The organism is Massilia sp. CFBP9012, from assembly GCF_034045115.1.
Classification (GTDB): Bacteria; Pseudomonadota; Gammaproteobacteria; order Burkholderiales; family Burkholderiaceae_D; genus Telluria.
Map to the genome: position 1 here is coordinate 60,067 of NZ_JAXCWM010000004.1, position 22,549 is coordinate 82,615.

The following is a 22,549-nucleotide window of genomic DNA, read 5'->3' on the forward strand; positions in this document are numbered from 1 at the left end:
CGTGGGTCGGGTAGTGGGATCCTACGCCGACTTACGCGCGCAACGCGCTTCTGGATGCAGGATGTCAGCGTTTTTGTCCGCGGCCCCGGCGCGCGATCTCGGCCGACGCTTGTTCTGCCAGCCGGGTCAGGATCTGCGCCTGGACCGGGTCGAGCGTGCGCGCCTGGGTATCGATCACGCACAGGGAGCCGAGCGCGAACCCCTGCTCGTCGACGATCGGCGCGCCGGCGTAATAGCGAAAATGCGGCGCGCCGGCGACCGCCGGGTTGTCGGCGAAGCGCGGGTCGCGGTCGAGATTGGACAATTCGCACACGCCGCTCCCCATCAGCGTGTAGTTGCAGAACGCCCAGCTACGCGGCGTTTCGGGCAGGTCCAGGCCGACCCTGGCCTTGAACCATTGGCGGTCTTCGCTGAGCACCGTGATCAGGGCCACTGGCGCGGCCAGGCTCAGGGCGGCGATCTGCGCGATATTGTCCAGCGCCGCTTCCGGCGCGCTGTCGAGGATGGCGGCGCGGTGCACCGCCAGCAGCCGCCTGCCTTCGTCGGCGCCTACCGGGAACGGGGCGTCCAGCAGCGCTGGCGGCAAGGGCCGCAGCGTCAGTGGCGCCATGGCCGTGTGGCGCACCAGTTCGCGCGTGAGCTGGCCGGGCGCGCCGTCGAGCAGCAGGTGCTTGTAGGTCAGCGCCGGGCCGACGATGGAGGCGACGGTGCCGGCCGACAGGCGGGTGGCGATCACGATCTGCAGCCGGTTCAGCGCCGGCAGCGCGTGCAGGGTGGACAGGAACTCCGGAGCCAGGTCGCCTGGCTGGTCCACCTGCACCGCGAACACGTCGGGCACGTTCGCCCCCAGCGCGACGGCGGCGGCGACCGGATTGTCGGTGCAGGCGACGTCGGCCACGTCCAGCGCGGCCAGGGCGTGCTCCCAGCCGGCATGGTCGCGGGCAGGAGCCAGCACCAGCACCCGGCGGCTGCCGGGACGCGCCTCGTCATTGGCCGCCAGGGCCGCGAGCACGTCGGACTCGAACATGCGCCGGTGCCCGCCGGGCGTCTTCCAGGAGGGAATCACGCCGCTCTCGATCCAGAGCTGCGCCGTGCGCGACGAGACGCCGAGGATCTTGGCCGCTTGCGGCGTCGTCAGGATCGGAGAGCTTGGTGTATTCATTGCCGTAACTATATCGGATGCGGGGACCGCGCGTGGCATGCGCACCCATTCGAACGGCGCGGCCGGTAGGGGCGCCATCAGGAGGCGTCCGGCTTCGCTTCGCTCAGCAACCGGTCGAGCAGCGGCAGGCGCGCCCTGACACCCGGGAATTGCATGGGTTCGTAATGCGCGAGCAGCGCGCCGTTGGCATCTCGCACGGTGAGCCGGATCTTGTGACCATGGTGTTGAGAGACCACATGCCAGGCCATCAGTTCGGCCAGGTCTTCCGCCGGCGCGGCGGTGGCGTAGAGGCTGACGAAGGGCGAGTTCGCGAGCGCATCGTAAGTGGCGCGCGCGCGGCCGGCCGGGATCAGGCCGGCGCCGCGGAACCTCGATGCGGCGACGGGCGACGCGGCCAGGTGCGGCGCCAGCGTGACGCCATCGTTGCCGGAAGCTTGCCAGATGCCGCTGCCGAACGCATTGCCGGGCTTGTCGGTGAGTTGTCGCGACATGTCCAGGATATGCGTCGCCTCGTGCAGCAGCAGATAGGTGAGGGCGTCGGCGCCATTTGCTTCGAAGCTCACCGACTGCCCCGAGCCATCGGCTTCGAACAGGCGGCGCTCCTTGGTGGTGAGGAATTCGGCCAGCGATTCGCGCAGTGCGCTGGCGCGCACGGTGAGGTCGAATTGCATCGTGTCGCCGACCTTCGAGGTCAGCGCCGTGCCCTGTCCGGGCACGCCATCGACGAAGCCCAGGTGGCGCAGATTGGTTGCCAGCACGCGCCGGTGCAGCGCCGGCAGCCTGGCCAGTGCTGTTTCCACCTGCGCCAGCTCGGCCGGCGTCAGCACGTGGGGGCGCACCGAGCGCATGCCGGCCGCCTCGAAATGGCCGATGACGTCCGGCCCCGGCGTTGCAATCCGGCTGGTCAGCGTGGCCGTCGGTGGTGCGCTGTGCGCTGCCGGGAACATGGCACTGGCGATGACCAGGGCGGCGATGATTCGCACCACTACGCGTGTTTGCATGTTCTGCCTCTCTTCTCGTTGTGTTCTCTCTGGTGGAATTTCAATCTTACCTACGCCTTGAGTGGGCTTGTCGGATGCGGACCTGCGTCCGATCGCGGCCGATGCGCGTAATTCGTTGGGCCGCCGGCACTGATGCCGGAGGCTACTACAAAAGGAAACCTGAACCATGATGAAACCAAGCAGCCACGCGACCCTGTTCGCCTCGATGATCGTCGCCATCGCCCTGTCGTCCACCGCTCCCCGTATCGCAGCGGCCGCAGTATTCCCGATCGATCCGCAGGAAGTCTCCCCATCGCCGGAAGACGACCGCGCCACGATCGTCGCCAAGAACGAGAGCGCCAGCATGCATGCGGCGCTGCGGGCCGAAGAGCGTAAGCAGGCCTCGGCAAGCATCAAGCCCGATCTGGCGCAAGCTCCGGCCGACGCGGACGTGGCGGGCGGCCGTGGCAGCGTATGCCAGATCCCGTCCAGCAATGGAGCAGGCGATGTCTGCCGTGCGCCTTCCAGCGGGCCGGTCGGCTCTTCGGGGACGCCTTATCTCCATCCTGGCTACGGCACCAGGATGGGGCCAAGGACCTACATGCTGCCGCTGGACGAGTCGCAACAGCGCGACTTCTGACTCGGCTGGCCCGCAGCCGGCCATCAGGAAAATCGATAGCCAGCCATCACGAGTTTGAATCGATAGAATCGTCATAATCGATATAATCGGAAAGATGCATCGGATGTGAACGGTGCCAACCACTGCGCCGTGAACGCCGATCCGGGCCAGGCGCCATTTCAGAAAAGTGAACCCCATCATGAACAATACGACTACCAATGAAAGCGCATTCGCCGAAGCGGTCCAGCGCAACCAGCTCGCGCAGCGCGAGGCCTTGAGGACGACTTACGATTTCATCGTCTGTGGCGCCGGCTCCGCCGGCTCGGTGGTGGCGGCCCGCCTGGCCGAGAACCTGGACGTGAAGGTGCTGCTGCTGGAAGCAGGCGGCAGCGATGAAGTGGCCAGCGTCATCGAGCCGGCGCAATGGCCGCTGAACCTGGGCACGGAGCGCGACTGGGCCTTCATGGCCGAACCGAACCCGTACCTGAACGGCCGCTCGATCCCCATGAACATGGGCAAGGTGCTGGGCGGTGGCTCCAGCATCAACGTGATGGTGTGGGCGCGCGGCCACCGCGCCGACTGGAACTACTTTGCCGCCGAAGCGGGCGACGACGCGTGGAACTACGAATCGGTGCTGGCCGTCTATCGCCGCATCGAAAACTGGCATGGCGCGGCCGACCCGAGCCGCCGCGGGCAGGGCGGTCCGATGTATGTCGGGCCGGCGCGCGATCCGAAGCCGACCGCGACCCTGATGCTGGAAGCCGCCCGTTCGATCGGCGTGCCGACCTTTAACAGCCCGAACGGCGCGATGATGGAGGGCGACGGCGGCGCCGCGATCAACGACCTGATCGTCCAGGATGGCAAGCGGCGCTCGGTGTTCCGTTCCTACACCTACCCACGCATGGCCCAGCCGAACCTGACGGTGCTCACCAATGCGCAGGTGGCCAGGCTGCTATTCGACGGCGACAAGGTGGTCGGCGTCGACGTCGTCCTGGATGGCCAGCCGCGTCAGTTCCGCGCCGAGCGCGAGGTAGTGCTGTCGCTGGGCGCCGTCAACACGCCCAAGGTGCTGATGCAGTCGGGCCTCGGTCCCGCGAGCGAACTGGCGCGTCACGGCATCCCGGTGCGCCAGCACTTGCCGGGCGTTGGCCAGAATCACCAGGACCACGTGTCCTTCGGCTGCATCTGGGAATACAGCGAGCCGCAGGAAGTCGGCAACGGCGGTTCGGAAGCGACGCTGTACTGGAAGAGCGATCCTTCGCTGGACGCGCCGGACATGCTGCACTGCCAGGTCGAGTTCCCGGTGCCGAGCGCGGAGAATGCCGCGCGCGGCGTGCCGGAGCACGGCTGGACCATGTTCGCCGGCCTGGCGCATCCGAAGAGCCGCGGCCAGCTGCTGCTGTCCGGCCCCAATGTCAACGATGCGATGATCATCCGCGCCAACACCCTGTCGGACCCGGACGACCTGGAAGCGGCCAAGGCCAGCGTGCGCATGTGCCGCGAACTGGGCAACGCCTCTGCATTCAAGCGCATCGTCAAGCGCGAAGCCATGCCGGGCACCCTGGGCGACGACGAACTGGAACGGTTCCTCCGCAACGGCGCCGTCACCTACTGGCACCAGTCGTGCACCGCCAAGATGGGCCGCGACGAGATGTCGGTGGTGAACAGCAAGCTGGAAGTGTATGGCGTGCAGAACCTGCGCATCGCCGACGCGTCGATCATGCCGCGTATCACCACCGGCAACACGATGGCGCCGTGCGTCGTGATCGGCGAGCGTGCGTCCGATATGATCAAGGCCAAGTACCGCATTTGATGGCCGGTTCGCCTGCACGCGGGGCAATGGCGCCCGGCGTGCAGGTGGCCAAGAGTAAATATTGGCTCAACCATGCGCCAGGACATCGGCCTACTCGATATGATTTGGATAACATCAATCACTATCAAGGACAATCCGATGTCGACTGTCGTTACAGCGAACCCGGCATACCGCACCCCGCCGGGCACGCTTCATACCATCCTGCTTGCGGGCAGCGTCTCGCTCTTCCTCGGCGCATTGCTGAGCGATCTCGCCTACTACAACACCTACCAGATCCAGTGGAGCAATTTTGCGTCGTGGCTGATCGCCGGCGCCGAGCTGTTCAGCGGGCTGGCCCTGGTATTCGCGCTGGTCAACCTGATCCGGGCGCCGCACAAGAAGGGCCATGTGCTGACCTACTTCCTGTTGCTGCTGGCCACCTGGGCGCTGGGCTTGTTCAACGCCTTCCAGCACGCCAAGGATGCCTGGGCCGTAATGCCTGCCGGCCTGGTGCTGTCCGTCATCGTCTTCGTCCTGGCCTGCCTGGCGGCATGGGTCGGCCTCAACTCCCGCGTGGGAGGTGCGCCATGAAGCGATCGAACACACTGGTCGTGCTGGGCGTGAGCCTGCTCCTGGCTGCATGTACCGAAGGCGAGGGCGCCAAGACGCTGTCGCGCGGCGCCGATCCGCAACTGCCGGATCCACAACGCGGCATCTTGCCGAGCATGAAGATCGCCGAACCGTCGCCATGGGGCGACCAGAAGCCGACCGTGCCCGAAGGCTTCAGCGTGACGGCCATCGCGACCGACCTGCAAATTCCGCGCCAGACGCTGGTCTTGCCGAACGGCGACATCCTGGTGGCCGAAGGCCGTGGCGGCAATGCCGCGAAACTGAAGCCGAAAGACGTGATCGCCGGCTACATCAAGGCCAAGGGCAATACCAAGGTCAAGAGCGGCAACCGCCTGACCCTGTTGCGCGACGCCGACGGCGATGGCCAATACGAGCTCAAGACGGTGTTCGCGGCGAACCTGAACGCGCCTTATGGCCTGGCGTTTGCCAACAACAAGATCTACGTCGCCAACCAGGACGAGCTGGTGAGCTTCGATTACCAGGAAGGCCAGACCAAGGCCGGCGGCGCGCCGACCACGATCACCAAGCTGCCTTCCGAGATCAACCACCACTGGACCAAGGCGATGACCGTCAGCCCCGACGGGCGTTACCTGTACGTCGGCATCGGCTCGAACAGCAATATCACCGAGCGTGGCATGGAGGCCGAGGTCGACCGCGCCATGGTGTGGCAGATCGACGCCACTGCCGGCACCTATAAACCGTATGCGACGGGCCTGCGCAATCCGACGGCGCTGGCCATCAACCCGGAAACCGGCCAGCTGTGGTCGGTGGTCAACGAGCGCGACGAGCTGGGGCCGGACCTGGTGCCGGATTACCTGACCTCGGTGCGCGAAGGCGGCTTCTATGGCTGGCCCTACGCCTACTGGGGCCCGAACGTCGACCCGCGCGTCAAGCCGAGCGACCCGGAAAAGGTCAAGGCCACCATCAAGCCGGACTACAGCCTGGGCTCGCACGTTGCCGCGCTCGGCCTGCATTTCTCGTCGCCGGTGATGGGAGACCAATTCGCCAACGGCGCCTTCGTTGGTGAGCACGGCAGCTGGAATCGCAATCCGCCGGTGGGCTACAAGGTGATCTTCGTGCCATTCGCCAACGGCCGTCCGGCCGGTGAGCCGATCGATTTCGTCACCGGCTTCCGTACCGAGGAAGGCAAGACGCGCGGCCGGCCGGTGGGCGTGACCGTCGATCCGAAGGGGGCCCTGATCGTGGCGGACGACCTGGCCAATACCGTGTGGCGGGTGAGCCGCAACCGTTGATGCGTCAGTAAATAGGAACGGCGGCGTTGCTTCGGCAATGCCGTTAATGGCGTTAGGTTAAGGTAAAAGTCTTCTTGAGTTAGCATCAAAACGTCGTCCCCGCGCAGGCGGGGACCTAAGTTGCAAGCGTTTCGACACGTTTGCAGAGCTTGGGTCCCCGCCTGCGCGGGGACGACGTATTTGACGGCTAGCTTAACTTAGCGGCATTGCCGGCAATGCCGACGTTTTTTGTGCGCTCGCGCGCTGCGGTCTTTTAGTAGGAGCGCAGGGAGCGCGGCTTGGCCGCTGTGCGTGCGGGTGCGCCGCGCAGGAACTTGAGCAGGCCATCGAAGTAGCAGCCGGCGTCGTCATACATGGTCGAGTGGCTGCCGTTCTCGCAGTACAGGAATTGTCCCTGCGGCAGGCGTTGCGCCATCTTTTTCATATGGGCCGGGTCCATGGTGTCGTAGCGTGCACCGATTACCAGTGTGGGCACGTCGATCCGTTCGAGGTCGTCGAAGCGGTCCCAGTTCTCGAGCAGGCCCGAGACGCCCAGCTCGCTCGGCCCCTGCATCGGCTTGTAGATTTTCTGGTTCATATGCCCGAAGCTGCGCAGCACCGGTTCGGGCAACTCCGCGAGCGGCCTGCGCAGGATGTGGCGTTCGTAGAAATGCGGGATCAGGAGTTCCATATAGCGCGGATCGTCGGTCTTGCCCTCGGCCTCGAGCTTGCGCACCTCGGCCAGCACGGCCGGGTCGATCTGCGGCGCGAGCACGTTTTGCGCGTAGGCGTTGTAGGCCGGCGCGCTGGCCATCATGTTCGAGATCACCAGTCCTTTCAGCTTGCCGGGGTGGGCAAGGGCATATTCGATGGCCAAGATGCCGCCCCAGGAATGCCCCAGCAGGTAGAAATTGTCCTTGTCCAGGCCGAGCGCCTTGCGCACCTGCTCCACTTCGTCGGTAAAGCGCTCGACGGTATACAGCGACGGGTCTTCGGGCTGATCGCTGAACCATGACCCCAGTTGGTCGTAGTAGTAGTACTCGATCGACGCACCTGGGAAGTAGTTGTCGAAGGTTTCGAAGTATTCGTGCGTAGACCCGGGACCGCCGTGGAGCAGCAGCACCTTGACGGTCGGGTTGTCGCCCATGCGCCGGGTCCAGACCTTGAAATCGCCTTTGGGCGTGTGGATCGGGATCATGCGCACGCCGGGGAGGGCCTGCTTGGCGAGCTGCTGTTGTTGCCGGGATGGTTCGGCGGCGCTGGCGCTGGCCAGGCCCAGGCCTGCGAGGAGGCAGGCGATCAGGATGTTTTTCATGTCAGGTGTCAGTCAAGATGCCGGGGGAATGCCCCTGGGGGCGGCGGTGTTATTTCGAGTCAGGCATGGTGAGGCATGCGGGGCGGGTAGTGAAATCGAATCTTCGTATGGCTGAGCATGGCGTTTTTCGATGCAACCAGCGCGGAGATGCGGAAAGCTCAAATGCGAATAATAATACGAATGATAATGACAATCATTCTCATTAAACATATAATTGTTTTTCCAGCTAGAAAGCCTTGCAAGAAGAGAGGAGGTAGCTGGCTACTTATTCGCCTGAGAGAGATGACATGAATAGATACGCCGTACAGGGTTCAAGCCCCAAGCGGGGCCTGTTTGGGGCCCATCGACCGACGCCGCTTCCAGAACGTGCCGTCCTGGCTTGCGCGATCTCCGCCTTGCTCATGACGCCCGCATTTGCCCACCAGGATGTCCAGATGCCTTCCGGCGTCGCAGAAACCATGCCCCGGATCGACATCGTCGGGCAGGCATCGACTGACGCAGGGACCACCGCGACGGTCAGTGGCGCCGACCTCGAGCGAGCCAACAATCTGAAAGACGTGGTGCGCAACCAGCCGCTGGTTTCCGCCCCCGGTACTGCGTCGGGCACGACGCGCAATCGCAGCACCTTCGACCGGTCTGGTAGCACTGGCTATAACATCCGCGGCATCGAGGGCAATCGTGTCGGGATGGACATCGATGGCATTGAAATGCCTGACGCCACCAGCCGTCCGTACGTCAGCCGCGTGGGCGCCAATACTTTCGGTGTCGGCCGCGACTTCATCGATCCCGAAATGTTTTCCTCGGCCGACATCCTGTTCGGCACTACCTCGGCCAAGCGGTCGGCAGGCGGCATCGGCGGGGCGGTGAGCTTCAAAACCAAATCCGCCGATGACTATCTGCGCGGCAGTAAGGTTCATTACTACGGTGGCAAAGTTGGCTACGACTCGGCCGACCGCTCCTGGAACGAGAGCCTGACTGCGGCAGGCCGAAGCGGCAACCTGGACGGCCTGGTCAGTTACTCGCGCCGCGACGGGCACGCGACCCGGAACAATAGCGATGTCGTCGACAGCATGCCCAACGACTGGGATTCCGACGCCTTCCTGCTCAAGGGCGGACTGCGCATCGATGCCGCCAATCGACTCGAGCTGTCCGCCGACCTGTACCGGCGCAGGAACGACACATCGTTCCATGGCTGGGATACGAACAGCAGCTTCATCACCGAAAATTCTCAGCAGCACAGCAAGACCGCTCGCAACACGCTGCAGTTGACGCATCAATGGAGGCCAAACAACGGCTGGGCCGACGAGGCGGATTCGCGACTGTATTTCCAGAGCACCGATACCGAAGACACGACGGACACGACGACATTGTCGACCAACGCCAGTGTGCGTAATGTTTCCGAGAACGAGACGGCGACCTGGGGCGTGTCGAGCGTGGTCACGAAGCGGCTGGATCGGCACTATCTCAGCTATGGCATCAATGCATCGACGCAGGACGTCGAGCGGCCGTGGAATGTCGCCGGCTATATGAAGCCGCAGCCTGACACGACGACTGTGCGGGCGGGATTGTTCTTACAAGACGATATCAGCTTCGACCTGGGAGGGCGTCGCCTGGTGCTGACGCCGGCCGTGCGTGGCGACTATGTCAGGATCAAGATGCGTGACCTGGGCAATTTTGCTACGGGCATCCTGACGCCAGCCGACGTGGAAAAGATGTACGGGAGCCCCAGCAATACCATCTGGAGCCCGAGTCTCGGCCTGAGCTACGCGATGATGCCGAACGTGCTGGCGTATGCGCAATACAAACGCAGCGGACGTGCGCCGTCGGCCGGCGAGATCTTCGGCACCTGGAACCTTGCCAGCAATTACGCCACAGGCAACCAGTATGCGCTGGTCGGAAACCGCGCGCTGAAAGAGGAAACCAGCGATGCCGTCGAACTCGGCATCAAGGGCAAGCCGACGCCGGGAATGGCCTTGCAGACGTCTGTGTTCTACACGAAGTACAAGGATTTCATCGCCTACACGCGCTACGCCCGCGCCGCGTTCCCCAGCATGTTCACGAATGTGCCCGCGCACATCGGCACAATCTACCAGGCGGACAATCGCGACGACGCCAAGATCTATGGTTTTGAACTCAGCACCCGGCTCGAACACGGACAATGGAGTCCATACGCCAAGGGGTTTTATACGACCTGGGCCCTGGGGCTGAGTCGCGGCACCGCAAAATCGAATTACGCCGGCGACAAGGATGTCCCACTCGATTCCGTGTTGCCACGCAAGGCGGTCATCGGCGCCGGTTACGACGCGCCACTGAAAGCATGGGGACTGAATCTGGTCGGCACTTTCGTCGCCGGCAAGCAGGCCGTGGCGACCAACCGGGATGCCTACACCAACGCCGGACCGGCTTTGAGCGATTCCACCACGGCGCTGTTCCGGGTGCCGGGCCGTGCCACGTTCGATCTGGTCAGTTACTGGCAGGTTCACAAGAACGTGCGCCTCGACGCCGGCTTCTACAACCTGGGCGACAAGCGTTACTGGGATTACTCGAGCTCGCGCAATCTGCAGCCTTCTGTCGCGCGCGACCGGCGCGATATCGAACTGTTGACCGAACCGGGCCGCACGGTGGCCATGTCCTTGCGCATGGCGTTCTAATTTTATTCAACACAAACGAGGCACGCATGAAAAAGCAGAATATCCAGCCCGGCACGCACGGGTTCCGTTTCGCCATGACCGTCATGGTCGTGGCAATGACCGCTTCCGCTCCAGTGGGGGCAGCAGAGGGACCCACGGCGCCCGCTGGCGGACACGGTTTGGCGGCATTTATGGGTAGCTACGACGCCAACCGCGACGGAGTCGTAACACGGCAAGAATACGACACGGTACGCAAGCAGCGCTTCGTGGCGGCCGACGTCAATCGCGACGGCTGGCTCAGCGAAGAGGAATACGTGGCCGAATACGAAGGCCGCCTGAAGCAGCAATACGCCGGCAAGGCGCAGGACGAACGGTACGCCAGCTCGATCAAGCAGGCGCACGTGCGCTTCAAGATCCTGGACACCGACAAGGACGGCAAATTGACAGTGGAAGAAGACATCGCGATCGCCGACAAGACCTTCAAGCAAAACGACAAGAACGGCGACGGCAAGGTCGATCAGGCAGACGGAGCCAAGCCATGATGCCCGCCACATCACTGCGCGCGCTGCTGTTGGCAGCGGGGCTCGTGGCCGGCGCAGCTCACGCGCATACGCCCTTCTTGTTGCCAAATAACTTCGACGTTCAGCCGAAGGGCTCGATTGGTGTCGAGGCGGGGTTCACTGAAAAGTTCTTCGTTTCAGACGTAGCGTTCGGCGGCACGGCATTTTCGATCGTCACGCCGCAGGGGGAGCGCATTCCCTTCGGCGACATCCATCAGTTCAAGCAGCGGACGGTAGCGGAGCAAGTACTTCCCGGCGAAAAGGGGACGTATCGCCTCAGCACAGGCCCACGGCTGGGCGCCGTGTTTCGCACCTGGGAGCGCAACGGCAAGACCGAGTCTGCACGGGATCCACAGCAGGTCATGCCTGCCGATGCGAAGTTGCTGGCCCATTACCAGTCGCTGTCGATTTCCGAGGCCTACGTCACTGCCGACAAGCCATCGGTGAAAGCGCTGGCGCCGGTGGGTAAGGGATTGGAAATCGTCGCCATCACCCATCCGAGCGACCTGGTTGTCGACGAAAAATTCGAGTTCATCGTGCAGTTCGATGGCAAACCACTGGTGGACCAGAAGGTCAGCATTTATCGCTCGCCGATGGACCTGGCAAGCCAGAGCACCGTGCAGAGCATCTCGACCGACTCCCAGGGGAAAGCCGTCTTGCCGTTGGCGAAACCGGGTATCTATCTCGCGCTGATCCGGCACCGGGCACCCGCACCGGCCGGTGCTGCTGCGCCGAGCTACGGTCATAATTACACATTGACTTTCCGCGTGTTGGATCAATGATTGGCTGACTGCTCTTTCTGCGTGTTACTTGACCTCAAGTGCGCTTGAGCCTTTATAACGTCCGTAAATCAGGAACGGGAAGCCGAGCCATGGCTGGCTGCATGCTGTCGAAGTTGGGTCTTCAAGCATGCCGATCGTCATCGATCGGTCCTGTTCGTTTCGAAAAAGGACATGTGAATGGCTGATGTAAAGGTGCTTGAAAAGATGCTGGCTGGTGGACGCGATAGTGCCCTGTTGCGGTTCGGTCTCGGCAAACTCTATATCGATAACAATGATTTTTTTCAGGCTGGACAACATCTCGAAGCCTGCCTCGCGATCGACGGGAACTATTCCGCTGCGTGGAAACTGCTGGGAAAGGCAAGATTCGGCCTGAACGATCTCATCGGGGCCGGAGAAGCCTGGCGGCGTGGAATCGAGGCGGCAAAAAGAAATCGTGATAAGCAGACGGAAAAAGAAATGTCCGTGTTTTTGCGCAGACTGGAAAAGAGTTAATCAACGTTCGCTGGACGGGCGCACATCCGACAGCTCGCGCTCAGTTCTTTAGAGCCTGCTTGGGCCACGGGTAGGGGCATGTCTGACATTCGGACACGAGCTCGACATTCCATATTGCCTGGGTTGACCTGGTAGTAAGTTTGGAAGTTGGTGCTCAGGCCGGCCGCACTACAGCGGACGGTTTGCTAGTAAGGCGTTTGCAAAACTGTTCCGCACCAAACGTGCGGTCCGGGTAGCTTTGGCTTATCATTGCGGGTTCCCGACAGTATCCGTCGTCCTTTTACTGGCGACCACTCCCTCCCAGCATGAGCACCACTTCGACCATCCCAGGCATCGCCCCAGCCCCCATCCAGCCCTCGCGCCGCCTCTCGGTTGCCCCCATGATGGACTGGACTGACCGCCACTGCCGCGTCTTCCACCGCCAGATCACCCGCCATACCTGGCTGTACACCGAGATGGTCACCACCGGCGCCCTGGTCTACGGTGACGTCGAGCGCCACCTGCGCTACGACGACATCGAGCATCCGATCGCCCTGCAGCTGGGCGGCAGCGATCCGGCCGACCTGGCGAAAAGCGCGAAGCTGGGCGAGCAATGGGGCTATGACGAGATCAACCTCAACTGCGGCTGCCCGTCCGAGCGGGTGCAGAAGGGCGCGTTCGGCGCCTGCCTGATGAATGAGCCGCAACTGGTGGCCGATTGCGTGAAGGCGATGCGTGACGCGGTTTCGATCGACGTCACGGTAAAGCACCGCATCGGCATCGATTACGACGAGGAATACGGCTTCGTGCGCGATTTCGTCGGCACTATCGCCGACGCCGGCTGCAAGACCTTCATCGTGCACGCCCGCAATGCCGTGTTAAAAGGGCTGTCGCCGAAGGAAAACCGCGAGATCCCGCCGCTGCGCTACGCCGTGGCCTACCAGTTAAAACGCGAATTCCCTGACCTCGAGATCCTGATCAACGGCGGCATCAAGAGCGACGACGAGATTGCGCTGCACCTGGAGCACGTCGACGGCGTCATGCTGGGCCGCGAGGCCTATCACAACCCCTGGACCATGGCCGACTGGGACCGCCGTTTCTATGGCGACACCGATGCCGGTCGCCCGCGCTCGCGGGTCGAGGTGCTGGAAGCGATGATCCCGTACATCGAGGAGCAGCTGCGCCGGTACGGCCCGCTGGGCCTGAAGCTCAACAGCATCACGCGCCACATGCTGGGCCTGATGCAAGGCTTGCCGGGCGCCCGTTCTTTCCGCCAGACCCTGTCCGATTCGAAGAAGCTGGCGCTGGGCGATGCGCGTCTGCTGCTCGAGGCGGCTGCCAGGATGCCAGCCGCAGCCTAGATGCCGACAATCTATCCAAAAGTAACAAAAGGGCGTGCCAAGGCACGCCTTTTTTTATTTCTTGTCGACAAATCGATACGTTTGATTGTCTAAACAACCATACAAGTTTCAAAATTGCTTGCTGTGTGGAAATAGTCGTTCCATAATGCAGACCTGTTCCAATGTTGCACTGTATCAAGCCTGTTGTTGTGCCGAAACAATTCGGTCGAGCAAGAGATTTTCTGACTAGCGACATGAAATCTTGATTTATCCTGTCGGAAACACTCGAAATCGTGCAGAAACACCGATTTCAGATGCGCTTCGCACGGCGCTTGTCTCTCCGAGCGAGTTTCGATCAATAAAGTTACAGGGAAAACACGAATGAATTTGAACAACATGAAGGTCGGTACCCGTCTGGCCCTCGGTTTCGCACTGATCCTGGTGCTGCTGGTAGCGGTTGCTGTAGTGGGTATCCTGCGCATGGCGCAGATTCAGGATCGCCTTGACCACGTGGTCAGCGTGAGCAATGTGTCGACCGGCCTCGTGATCGAGATGCGCAACAACGTCAACGATCGCCTGCAGTCGCTGCGCGTGTTGACCCTGATGGCCGACCCTGCCGACATGGAACCGGAGATCGCCAAGTTCAAGGAACAGACCGCCCAGTACAACGAAACCCAGCGCAAACTGACCGCCCTGTTCGCATCGAACGGCAACGACCAGGAAAAGGCGCTGCTGGGCCAGATCAAGGAACATGAAACCGCCGCCATGCCGGCGATCGCCCGCGCTACCGAACTGTATCTGGCCGCCAACGCCATGGACGCTACCCGCGTCATGGTGCGCGAAGTGCGTCCGGTGCAGCGCAAGTGGACCGACGCGCTGAACGCGCTGGCTGCCCAGGAAGAAAAACAGAACGCCCAGACCAAGGCCGATGCCGAAGCGGCGTTCGACAATGCCCGTAACTTCATGCTGGTCCTGCTGGCCCTGGCCGTGGTCCTGGGTGTGGCGGCTGCTGTCGTGATCACCCGCAGCCTGCTCAAGCAGCTCGGCGGCGAGCCTGGCTACACTGCCAAGATCGCCGGCAGCATCGCCCACGGCGACCTGTCGATCGCCATCGACACCAAGGAATCGGACCGCGGCAGCTTGTTGGTCGAAATGAAAGAAATGCGTAACAGCCTGGTGGATATCGTGGCCCAGGTGCGCCGCGGCACCGAAACCATCGGCACCGCCTCGCGTGAAATCGCTGCCGGCAATATCGACCTGTCGTCGCGTACCGAACTGCAGGCCAGCTCGCTGGAAAAGACCGCTTCGGCGATGGAACAGCTGACCTCGACCGTCAAGCAGAACGCCGACAATGCCCGTGAAGCCAACGCGCTGGCCGCGGCCGCTTCGGACGTCGCCAGCAAGGGTGGCGAGGTGGTGTCGCAAGTGGTGGGCACCATGGGTGAGATCAATGGCTCGGCCCGCAAGATTGCCGACATCATCGGCGTGATCGACGGCATCGCCTTCCAGACCAATATCCTGGCGCTGAACGCGGCAGTCGAAGCGGCCCGTGCCGGCGAACAGGGCCGCGGCTTCGCGGTCGTTGCCTCCGAAGTGCGCAACCTGGCCCAGCGTTCGGCTGCGGCAGCCAAAGAGATCAAGACCCTGATCGACGATTCGGTGTCGAAAGTCGATCGCGGCAGCAAACTGGTCGGCCAGGCCGGCGTGACGATGGATGAAGTGGTGTCCAGCGTCAAGCGCGTGACCGACATCATGAGCGAGATCGCCAACGCCAGCGCCGAGCAGAGCGCCGGCATCGCCCAGGTCAACACCTCGATCATCGAGATGGATGGCATGACCCAGCAAAACGCCGCGCTGGTGGAAGAAGCCGCCGCGGCCGCCCAGAGCCTGCAAGACCAGGCCGGCGAACTGGCCCGGGTGGTCAGCATCTTCAAGCTGGAAGAGGGTGAACAGTTCCAATTCGAGGCGCAGGCGCCAGTCGCGACCACCACCGCGGTGGTGGTCCGTCCTGCTGCCAAGCGCTCCGCACCGCCGGCTCCTAAAAAGCCGGCCGCCGCCAGCGCCGCGGTGAATCCGGACGAGGCGGTAGTTGCGCCGAAGCCGAAAAAGGCAGCTGCCACCGCCGGTAACGACGAGTGGGAAGAATTCTAAGTACTTATTACTAAGCAGTCATGCGCTGGCCAGTCGGGCGGCGCGCAGCACGCATCACGACATTTAACTCTTAAAAACCTTATTTGGGGAAATCATGAAAAACCTGTCCGCCAAGCTGTTCGTTGCACTGACCCTCACCGCTGCCGCCAGCGCCAGCTTCGCCGCCGAAACCCCGGCGTCGTTCGATCCGAAGAAATGCACCATCGAATATCCGAAGTCGTCGCTGATGAACGAAGAGCAGGGCACGACCTCGGCATCGTTCCTGGTCAACGCGGACGGCACCGTGGCGGAATCGAAGATCGACAAGTCGAGCGGCTTCAAGAACCTGGACCGCGCACTGGTCAAGGGCCTGACCTCGTGCAAGTTCAAGCCGGGCACCAAGGATGGCGCGCCAGCCCAGACCTGGACCAAGGTCGACTACGCCTTCAAGCTGGACTAATACCTTCCCCCTTTACACAGCCGGCTTCCATCGCCGGCTGTGTTTTTGCAGCGCCCGCTTTTCCTCATCCTCCTCCTCCGCTTCTCCCTTCGCTGTTACAAGTTTGTAGCGGCATGTATCGACTGTAAAGACTTCCTTCAGTTCATCTTTTTGGCGTCCCGTCTCGCTATAGTGGTTTCACACCAACCGAAACGGAGAGCACCATGAAAACCATCCTCGCTACCGCCGCCGCCATCCTGATCGGCAGTGCAGCATTCGCACCAGTGCAGGCCCAGGCCGCTCATCCGCGGGCCGAAGTGATCGTCATCAAGAAGGCGCCGCCAGCGCCCCGCCGCGAAGCCGTGCCGGCCGCGCGCCGCGGTTTTGAATGGGTGTCGGGTTACTGGGACTGGAACGGCCGCCGTCACGACTGGGTCGCCGGCCACTGGGAGAAAGTGCGTCCGGGCTATGCCTACCAGCGCGCGCAATGGCGCCAGGACCGTAATGGCTGGCATCTCGAGCGCGGCGGCTGGCACCAGTCGCGCCAGGTGGCCGCGTACCGCAACCGTGACCGCGATCGCGACGGCGTCCCCAACCGCCACGACGCCCGCCCGAACAACCCTTACCGCTATTGATGCAGGCGGGCCCCCGGCTCAGGGTGCGGCGAGATCGCCGCCGCACACCTGGTTGCGGCCCGACTGCTTGGCCCGATAGAGCAGGGCGTCGGCCCGCTCCACCAGCGCGGTGGGGCTGTCGGTCTCCATGCCGCCACCGGCGCCGCTGGTGTACACGCCCACGCTGATGGTCACCACGCCGGTGCCATTGCCGGCATGCGGGATCCCGAGCGCCATCACCGCCTGGCGGATGCGTTCGGCCACCATCCTGGCGCCGGCCGGATCGGTATCCGGCAGCAGGGCCACGAATTCCTCTCCGCCGAAGCGCGCCACCAGGTCGGCCGGCCGCACCAGGCTTTCCTGCAGCGCCAGCGCCACCTGGCGCAGGCAGGCATCGCCGGCCACGTGGCCATAGGTGTCGTTATAGCGCTTGAAGTAATCGACGTCGAACATCAGCAGCGACAGCGGCGCGCCACTCCGGCTTGCGCGCGCGAACTCCACGTCCAGGGCTTCCTCGAAGCGGCGCCGGTTGGCGATGCCGGTCAGGCTATCGTGGTCGGCCAGGACCGTCAGCGCGCGGTTATGTTCCTGCAGCAGTTCACGCGCCTGCACCAGCTCGTGCTCGAGGTGGTCGCGGATGACGATCTGGCGCACCAGGCGCCGGCCGAAATACAGCAGCAATGCAATGGCGACCAGCGTGATCAGGGCCTGGCCGAGCATCGACTTCAGCCATTTTTCCAGGATGTTCTGCTTTGACTGTGCGGTGGCGACGATCAGCGGATAGGTCTCCAGATGGCGATAGCTGTACAGCCTTTCGATGCCGTCGATTTTCGAGCGCAGCATGGCGGTGCCAGCCGGCCCGGAACTGCGGTACATCTGGTGCACCGGACCGTTGCTGATATCGGTTCCGATCAGCTTTTCGCTGTGCGGGAGGCGGTAGATCAGGGTGCCGTCGTCCAGGGTCAGCATGATCACGCCATTGCTGCCCACGTCGAAGGTCTTGTACAGGGTGGAGAAGTAATCGATACGGATCGTGCCGAGTGCGACGCCGCCGAACGTGCCGTCCGGATTATTGAGGCGGCGCGAGACAGGCAGCACCCATTCGCCGCTGGAGCGGCTGCGTACCGGCTTGCCGACGTGGATGAAGCGGTCGGGATTGTTCAGGTGGTGCTGGAAATACTCGCGGTCGTAGACGGTGTACAGCGGAATGCGGTCCTGCGAGGTCATCAGCCAATGGCCGTCGGCGCCGAACACGAACAAGCCATGCAGCTCGTCGACCTGGGTCACCATATTCTTCAGGTGCAGCTGCAGGCGTGGGCGCCCCGCACCCGCCATGCCATCGTTTTCGATCCGCTCAACCACGCCGGCCAGCACGGTATCGACCACCCGCACCGCGCTCTCGGCCTGGGCCGCCAGCGCGTGCGACATATTCGTCGTGGCGATGCCCACCTCGGCCAGGCGCTCCTTGCGCGCGCGCCAGCCGTCCGAGACCTGTATCGTCAGCAACAGCAGGCACAGGGCGGCCACGAACAGCACGGCGTTGCGCACTGCTGGACGTTTTTCGGCGGTCAGGCGGGAGATCTCGGGGGCGGTACGCTTGTCTGGCATAAATCGGGGGAGCCGCCGGTGCGCGATGCCTGCAATCCGGCATTCAAGGAAGGCGACTCGAATTTCCTATAGAAAACTCACCAATTGTCGCACATCAATCATTATCCGGCCGCTAAGTTGTGTCTTTTTACATCTGTTTCGTGGTGATATTGCCAAATGTAAAGAGTATTCAGGCTACGCGCAAGCCGAGTTCGCTGACCAGTTCGGCAGCCTGGCGCGGCGTGATCCACGTGCCCTGGAACAGCTTGACGTCGGCCAGCGTGATGCCGCCCAGGTCGGCTTCTCGCAGGTCGGCATTGTCGAAGCGCGCCTGCTTCAGGTTGGCGCCGCGCAGGCTGCCGCCTTCGAACACGGCGTCGCGAAAGTCGCAGGCGGCCAGGTCGGCGTCGCCGAAGTCGAGCTGGATCAGTTTGGCCTTGCGGAACGACATGCGGCGCAGGTCGGCGCCCACCAGCAGGCAATCCTCGAACGCCAGGCCTAGGTGGGCCGCCTCCTCGAAATTGGCCCCGGTCAGCTTGCAGCCCTTGAAGGCAAGGGACGCCAGGTGGGAGCGGCGCCAGCTGCTGTTGTTCAGGTCGCAGCTCTGGAAGCGGGCGTCGGTCAGGTCGGCCGCTTCGAAGTCGGCCTGACGGCCGCGGCAGCGTTGCCAGGCGGTCTGGCCCAGCTTGGCGGCGTAGAACGAGGTCTCGGCGATGCTGCAGCTGGTAAAGGTACAGTTGCGCAGGTCAAGGCGCGACAGGTCGGCGCCGTCCAGGTCGCATTCCTGGAAGACGAGTGGAGCCTGGGGCAATGCCGCTTCGACGTCCGCGCGGGAGAGGGTTTGTCCGGTGATGTGCATGCGGATCCTTCGGAAAACAAAAAAGGCCACCTGCCGAAGCGGGTGACCTTTCTTGATGAATACTTGGGGTGGCTGATGGGGCTCGAACCCACGACAACAGGAATCACAATCCTGGACTCTACCAGCTGAGCTACAGCCACCATTGAACTACATTACTGCTTGTCTTGCTACTTACTGTCTCGTCATTGCCGAGGCAGAGCATGATTATATAGCCTCGCAAAAAAAGTGGCAACTTTAAATCGTTCGGCCGTTTTGCCAGTCACGGGGGACCGCGACCTGCGCCTCATGCACCGGTGAGTCGATGCCCAGCAGGCTGCGAAACGCCGCCGTCAGCGCTGTCGCGCTGGCGCTGGTGTAACCGGTCAGGCTGGCAGGGATGGCGCCCGGCGCGCGTAGCAGTCCCCCGGCGGCGAGCAGGCGCGCAAGCTGGCGCGCCACCGCGTCGCCGGTGTCGACCAGGGCCACGTCCGGCCGGCCGGCGTTTTTCAACAGGCGCTCGATCGAGGCGCGCACCAGCGGATAGTGGGTGCAGCCCAGCACCAGGGTGTCGGCGCCTTGGGTGAGCAGCGGCATGATGAAGCGTTCCAGCATCGCGCTGGTGGCGGGCGAATCGAGTTCGCCGAACTCGATCTGGTCGGCCAGGCCGACGCAGGGCTGCAGCAGGAAGTCGGCGCCGGAATCGCGGTGGATCTGGTCGCGCAGCTGCAGGAACTTGGCGCCATTCAGGGTGCGCTCGGTGGCCAGTACGCCGACTTTGCCCGTGCGGGTGAGGGCGGCGGCGGGTTTGAGGCCGGGTTCGACGCCGACAATGGGCAGGCCGGGGTGCACCGAGCGAAGTTCGCGCACGGCCGCCACGGTGGCGGTATTGCAGGCGACCACCAGCGCTTTCGCGCCGCGCGCCAGCAGAAAATCGCCGATCGCCAGCACGCGCTCGACGACGATGGCTTCGGGTTTGTCGCCGTAGGGGGCAAAGCCGGTATCGGCCAGGTAGAGCAGGTGTTCGTGCGGCAGCTGCGCCTGGATGTGGCGCAGCACCGAGAGGCCGCCGACGCCCGAGTCGAAGATGCCAACCGGAGCGTCGGGGAGGGTCATGATCCGGTTCGAATCAGGCGACGGTGACCGGCACGCCTTTCAGCGATTCGATCTTGGCCGACCATTCTTTCGGGCCGGTGTTGTGGACCGAGGTGCCGGTGGAATCGACGGCGACGGTGACCGGCATGTCGGTCACGTCGAACTCGTAGATCGCTTCCATGCCCAGGTCTTCGAAGCCGACGACTTTTGCGGACTTGATCGCCTTCGAGACCAGGTAGGCCGAGCCGCCGACCGCCATCAGGTAGGCCGACTTGTGCTTCTGGATCGATTCGATCGCCGCCGGGCCGCGTTCGGCCTTGCCGATCATCGAGATCAGGCCGGTCTTCTCCAGCATCATGTCGGTGAACTTGTCCATGCGGGTGGCGGTGGTGGGACCGGCTGGGCCGACCACTTCGCTGCCGACCGGATCGACCGGGCCGACGTAATAGATCACGCGGTTGGTGAAGTCCACCGGCAGCGACTCGCCCTTGGCCAGCATGTCCTGGATACGCTTGTGCGCGGCGTCGCGGCCGGTGAGCATCTTGCCGTTCAGGAGCAGGGTCTGGCCCGGCTTCCAGGACGCGACTTCCTCTTTGGTGAGGGTGTTGAGGTCAACGCGCTTCGATTTCTCGGTGTCCGGCGTCCAGTTCACGTCAGGCCAGGTCGACAGCGCTGGCGGTTCGATATAGGCCGGGCCCGAGCCGTCCAGCACGAAGTGGGCGTGGCGGGTGGCGGCGCAGTTCGGGATCATCGCCACGGGCTTGGAGGCCGCGTGGGTCGGGTACATATTGATCTTCACGTCCAGCACGGTGGTCAGGCCGCCCAGGCCCTGGGCGCCGATGCCCAGCGCGTTGATCTTGTCGCACAGTTCGATGCGCAGCTCTTCGAGTTTGTTGTTCGGGCCGCGCTGGCGCAGCTCGTACATGTCGATGTCTTCCATCAGCGACTCTTTCGCCATCAGCATCGCTTTTTCGGCGGTGCCGCCGATGCCGATGCCGAGCATGCCCGGCGGGCACCAGCCGGCGCCCATCAGCGGCACGGTCTTGAGCACCCAGTCGACCAGCGAGTCGGACGGGTTGAGCATGACGAACTTGGTCTTGTTTTCCGAGCCGCCGCCCTTGGCCGCCACCTTGACGTCGACGGTGTCGCCTTCGACCAGTTCCATGTGGACCACGGCCGGGGTGTTGTCCTTGGTGTTCTTGCGCTCGAAGTGCGGGTCGGCCACGATCGAGGCGCGCAGCTTGTTGTCGGCGAAGTTGTACGCGCGGCGCACGCCTTCGTTGACGGCGTCGGTCACCGAACCCGTGAAGCCTTCGAAGCGCACGCCCATACCGATCTTGAGGAACACGTTGACGATGCCGGTGTCCTGGCAGATCGGACGCTTGCCTTCGGCGCACATGCGCGAATTGGTCAGGATCTGGGCGATCGCATCCTTCGCGGCCGGGCTCTGCTCGCTTTCATACGCGCGCGCCAGGTGCTGGATGTAATCGGCCGGGTGGTAGTAGCTGATGTACTGCAGTGCTGCCGCGACCGATTCAATCAGGTCGTCTTGGGTAATCACGGTTGCCATGTTCGCTCTCGTTCAGGAGTACCAGGAATGTAATAGTTTTAGTGTTTGCCGTTGTGAGTCGTCATCACGATGCGGTCGGTGTAGGCGATCGCCATGGCCGACAGCAGGAATGCGAAGTGAATCACGGTCTGGAACAGCAGCGTCTTCTCGTCATACGACGCGGCGTTGATGAAAGTCTTCAGCAAATGGATCGACGAGATGCCGATGATCGCCATGGCCAGCTTGGTTTTCAGGACCGAGGCGTTCACGTGCGACAGCCACTCTGGCTGGTCCGGGTGGCCCTCCAGGTGCATGCGCGAGACAAAGGTTTCGTAGCCGCCGATGATCACCATGATCAGGAGGTTCGAAATCATGACCACATCGATCAGGCCCAGTACCACCAGCATGATGGTGACTTCATTGAGCCTGGTAGGCCGCGCCGCGCCAGGCACGCTGACGGCATCGATGATGTGCTTGAGCGAATCGGCGTTGCCCATGGCGGCGCCGATCAGGTCGACGAGCTCGACCCAAAAATGGAATACGTACACGCACTGCGCCAGGATCAGGCCCAGGTAAAGCGGCAGTTGCAGCCAGCGGCTGGCGAAAATCAGGTTGTTCAGAGGGGTCAGCTTGCGGACAGGCTGATTGGGCGGCAGGTCGGACATCGGGATGAAACTCCAGGGGGATGCGAAAAAAATTCAGCTCGGCATTTTACACCGGCGCCGTTGGATGGGGTGCGGCACGCGCTGGCACACGAGGCCCGCTTGCACGCTTTGCAACGGCTGGC

At 63.1% G+C, this 22,549-nt stretch carries 20 protein-coding genes and 1 tRNA gene; 12 read left to right on the plus strand and 9 right to left on the minus strand.

The window, feature by feature from the left end:
* Positions 1-64: 64 nt before the first annotated feature.
* Complete coding sequence (locus SOM61_RS07395) at positions 65-1,162, minus strand: GAF domain-containing protein (protein WP_320473478.1); 1,098 nt, start codon at positions 1,160-1,162, stop codon at positions 65-67.
* A 77-nt stretch (positions 1,163-1,239) separates the two neighbouring features.
* The gene (locus SOM61_RS07400) at positions 1,240-2,163 is read right to left on the minus strand and encodes a hypothetical protein (protein WP_320473479.1); all 924 of its coding nucleotides are present in this window, start codon (positions 2,161-2,163) and stop codon (positions 1,240-1,242) included.
* Between the two features lie 166 nt (positions 2,164-2,329).
* Here SOM61_RS07400 and SOM61_RS07405 point away from each other — a divergent pair, with 166 nt between their 5' ends.
* From SOM61_RS07405 to SOM61_RS07420, 4 genes are all read left to right on the plus strand, one after another.
* Positions 2,330-2,782, plus strand: a complete 453-nt coding sequence (locus SOM61_RS07405) for a hypothetical protein (protein ID WP_320473480.1) — start codon at positions 2,330-2,332, stop codon at positions 2,780-2,782.
* Positions 2,783-2,960: 178 nt separating this feature from the next.
* A complete protein-coding gene (locus SOM61_RS07410; RefSeq protein WP_320473481.1) occupies positions 2,961-4,574 on the plus strand; it encodes a GMC family oxidoreductase in 1,614 nt (537 codons plus the stop codon).
* Between the two features lie 138 nt (positions 4,575-4,712).
* Complete coding sequence (locus SOM61_RS07415) at positions 4,713-5,144, plus strand: DUF2231 domain-containing protein (RefSeq protein ID WP_320473482.1); 432 nt, start codon at positions 4,713-4,715, stop codon at positions 5,142-5,144.
* Positions 5,141-6,436, plus strand: a complete 1,296-nt coding sequence (locus SOM61_RS07420) for a PQQ-dependent sugar dehydrogenase (RefSeq protein WP_320473483.1) — start codon at positions 5,141-5,143, stop codon at positions 6,434-6,436. The genes SOM61_RS07415 and SOM61_RS07420 overlap by 4 nt, the downstream gene beginning before the upstream one ends.
* A 253-nt stretch (positions 6,437-6,689) precedes the next feature.
* Here SOM61_RS07420 and SOM61_RS07425 read toward each other — a convergent pair whose 3' ends face one another.
* Complete coding sequence (locus SOM61_RS07425; protein ID WP_320473484.1) at positions 6,690-7,730, minus strand: proline iminopeptidase-family hydrolase; 1,041 nt, start codon at positions 7,728-7,730, stop codon at positions 6,690-6,692.
* Positions 7,731-8,164: 434 nt separating this feature from the next.
* Between SOM61_RS07425 and SOM61_RS07430 the strand changes: the two genes are divergently transcribed.
* The 8 genes from SOM61_RS07430 to SOM61_RS07465 all read left to right on the plus strand — a co-directional run bounded on the left by SOM61_RS07430 (position 8,165) and on the right by SOM61_RS07465 (position 16,717).
* Complete coding sequence (locus SOM61_RS07430) at positions 8,165-10,381, plus strand: TonB-dependent hemoglobin/transferrin/lactoferrin family receptor (RefSeq protein ID WP_320473485.1); 2,217 nt, start codon at positions 8,165-8,167, stop codon at positions 10,379-10,381.
* A 26-nt stretch (positions 10,382-10,407) separates the two neighbouring features.
* Entirely contained in the window at positions 10,408-10,902 is a 495-nt protein-coding gene (locus SOM61_RS07435; RefSeq protein ID WP_320473486.1) for an EF-hand domain-containing protein, read from the plus strand.
* Positions 10,899-11,702, plus strand: a complete 804-nt coding sequence (locus SOM61_RS07440; protein WP_320473487.1) for a DUF4198 domain-containing protein — start codon at positions 10,899-10,901, stop codon at positions 11,700-11,702. The genes SOM61_RS07435 and SOM61_RS07440 overlap by 4 nt, the downstream gene beginning before the upstream one ends.
* A 177-nt stretch (positions 11,703-11,879) precedes the next feature.
* Positions 11,880-12,194 (plus strand): hypothetical protein, encoded by a 315-nt coding sequence (locus SOM61_RS07445; RefSeq protein ID WP_320473488.1) that lies wholly within the window; start codon positions 11,880-11,882, stop codon positions 12,192-12,194.
* Between the two features lie 305 nt (positions 12,195-12,499).
* The gene (gene dusA / locus SOM61_RS07450; RefSeq protein ID WP_320473489.1) at positions 12,500-13,534 is read left to right on the plus strand and encodes a tRNA dihydrouridine(20/20a) synthase DusA; all 1,035 of its coding nucleotides are present in this window, start codon (positions 12,500-12,502) and stop codon (positions 13,532-13,534) included.
* A 360-nt stretch (positions 13,535-13,894) separates the two neighbouring features.
* Complete coding sequence (locus tag SOM61_RS07455) at positions 13,895-15,664, plus strand: methyl-accepting chemotaxis protein (protein WP_320473490.1); 1,770 nt, start codon at positions 13,895-13,897, stop codon at positions 15,662-15,664.
* 94 nt (positions 15,665-15,758) lie between these two features.
* A complete protein-coding gene (locus SOM61_RS07460; RefSeq protein WP_208279792.1) occupies positions 15,759-16,103 on the plus strand; it encodes an energy transducer TonB in 345 nt (114 codons plus the stop codon).
* 203 nt (positions 16,104-16,306) lie between these two features.
* The gene (locus SOM61_RS07465) at positions 16,307-16,717 is read left to right on the plus strand and encodes a YXWGXW repeat-containing protein (RefSeq protein ID WP_320473491.1); all 411 of its coding nucleotides are present in this window, start codon (positions 16,307-16,309) and stop codon (positions 16,715-16,717) included.
* Positions 16,718-16,735: 18 nt separating this feature from the next.
* Here SOM61_RS07465 and SOM61_RS07470 read toward each other — a convergent pair whose 3' ends face one another.
* From SOM61_RS07470 to SOM61_RS07495, 6 genes are all read right to left on the minus strand, one after another.
* Positions 16,736-18,304, minus strand: a complete 1,569-nt coding sequence (locus SOM61_RS07470) for a sensor domain-containing diguanylate cyclase (protein ID WP_320473492.1) — start codon at positions 18,302-18,304, stop codon at positions 16,736-16,738.
* Between the two features lie 169 nt (positions 18,305-18,473).
* A complete protein-coding gene (locus SOM61_RS07475; RefSeq protein WP_320473493.1) occupies positions 18,474-19,142 on the minus strand; it encodes a pentapeptide repeat-containing protein in 669 nt (222 codons plus the stop codon).
* Between the two features lie 64 nt (positions 19,143-19,206).
* Positions 19,207-19,282: transfer RNA gene (locus SOM61_RS07480), tRNA-His, on the minus strand.
* Positions 19,283-19,376: 94 nt separating this feature from the next.
* Positions 19,377-20,234 (minus strand): glutamate racemase, encoded by an 858-nt coding sequence (gene murI, locus SOM61_RS07485; RefSeq protein ID WP_320473494.1) that lies wholly within the window; start codon positions 20,232-20,234, stop codon positions 19,377-19,379.
* Positions 20,235-20,247: 13 nt separating this feature from the next.
* A complete protein-coding gene (locus SOM61_RS07490; protein ID WP_147935272.1) occupies positions 20,248-21,783 on the minus strand; it encodes a fumarate hydratase in 1,536 nt (511 codons plus the stop codon).
* Between the two features lie 38 nt (positions 21,784-21,821).
* Positions 21,822-22,427 carry a TIGR00645 family protein gene (locus SOM61_RS07495; RefSeq protein ID WP_320473495.1) on the minus strand — a complete coding sequence of 202 codons (606 nt, stop codon included), beginning with the start codon at positions 22,425-22,427 and terminating at the stop codon, positions 21,822-21,824.
* Between the last annotated feature and the right edge of the window lie 122 nt (positions 22,428-22,549).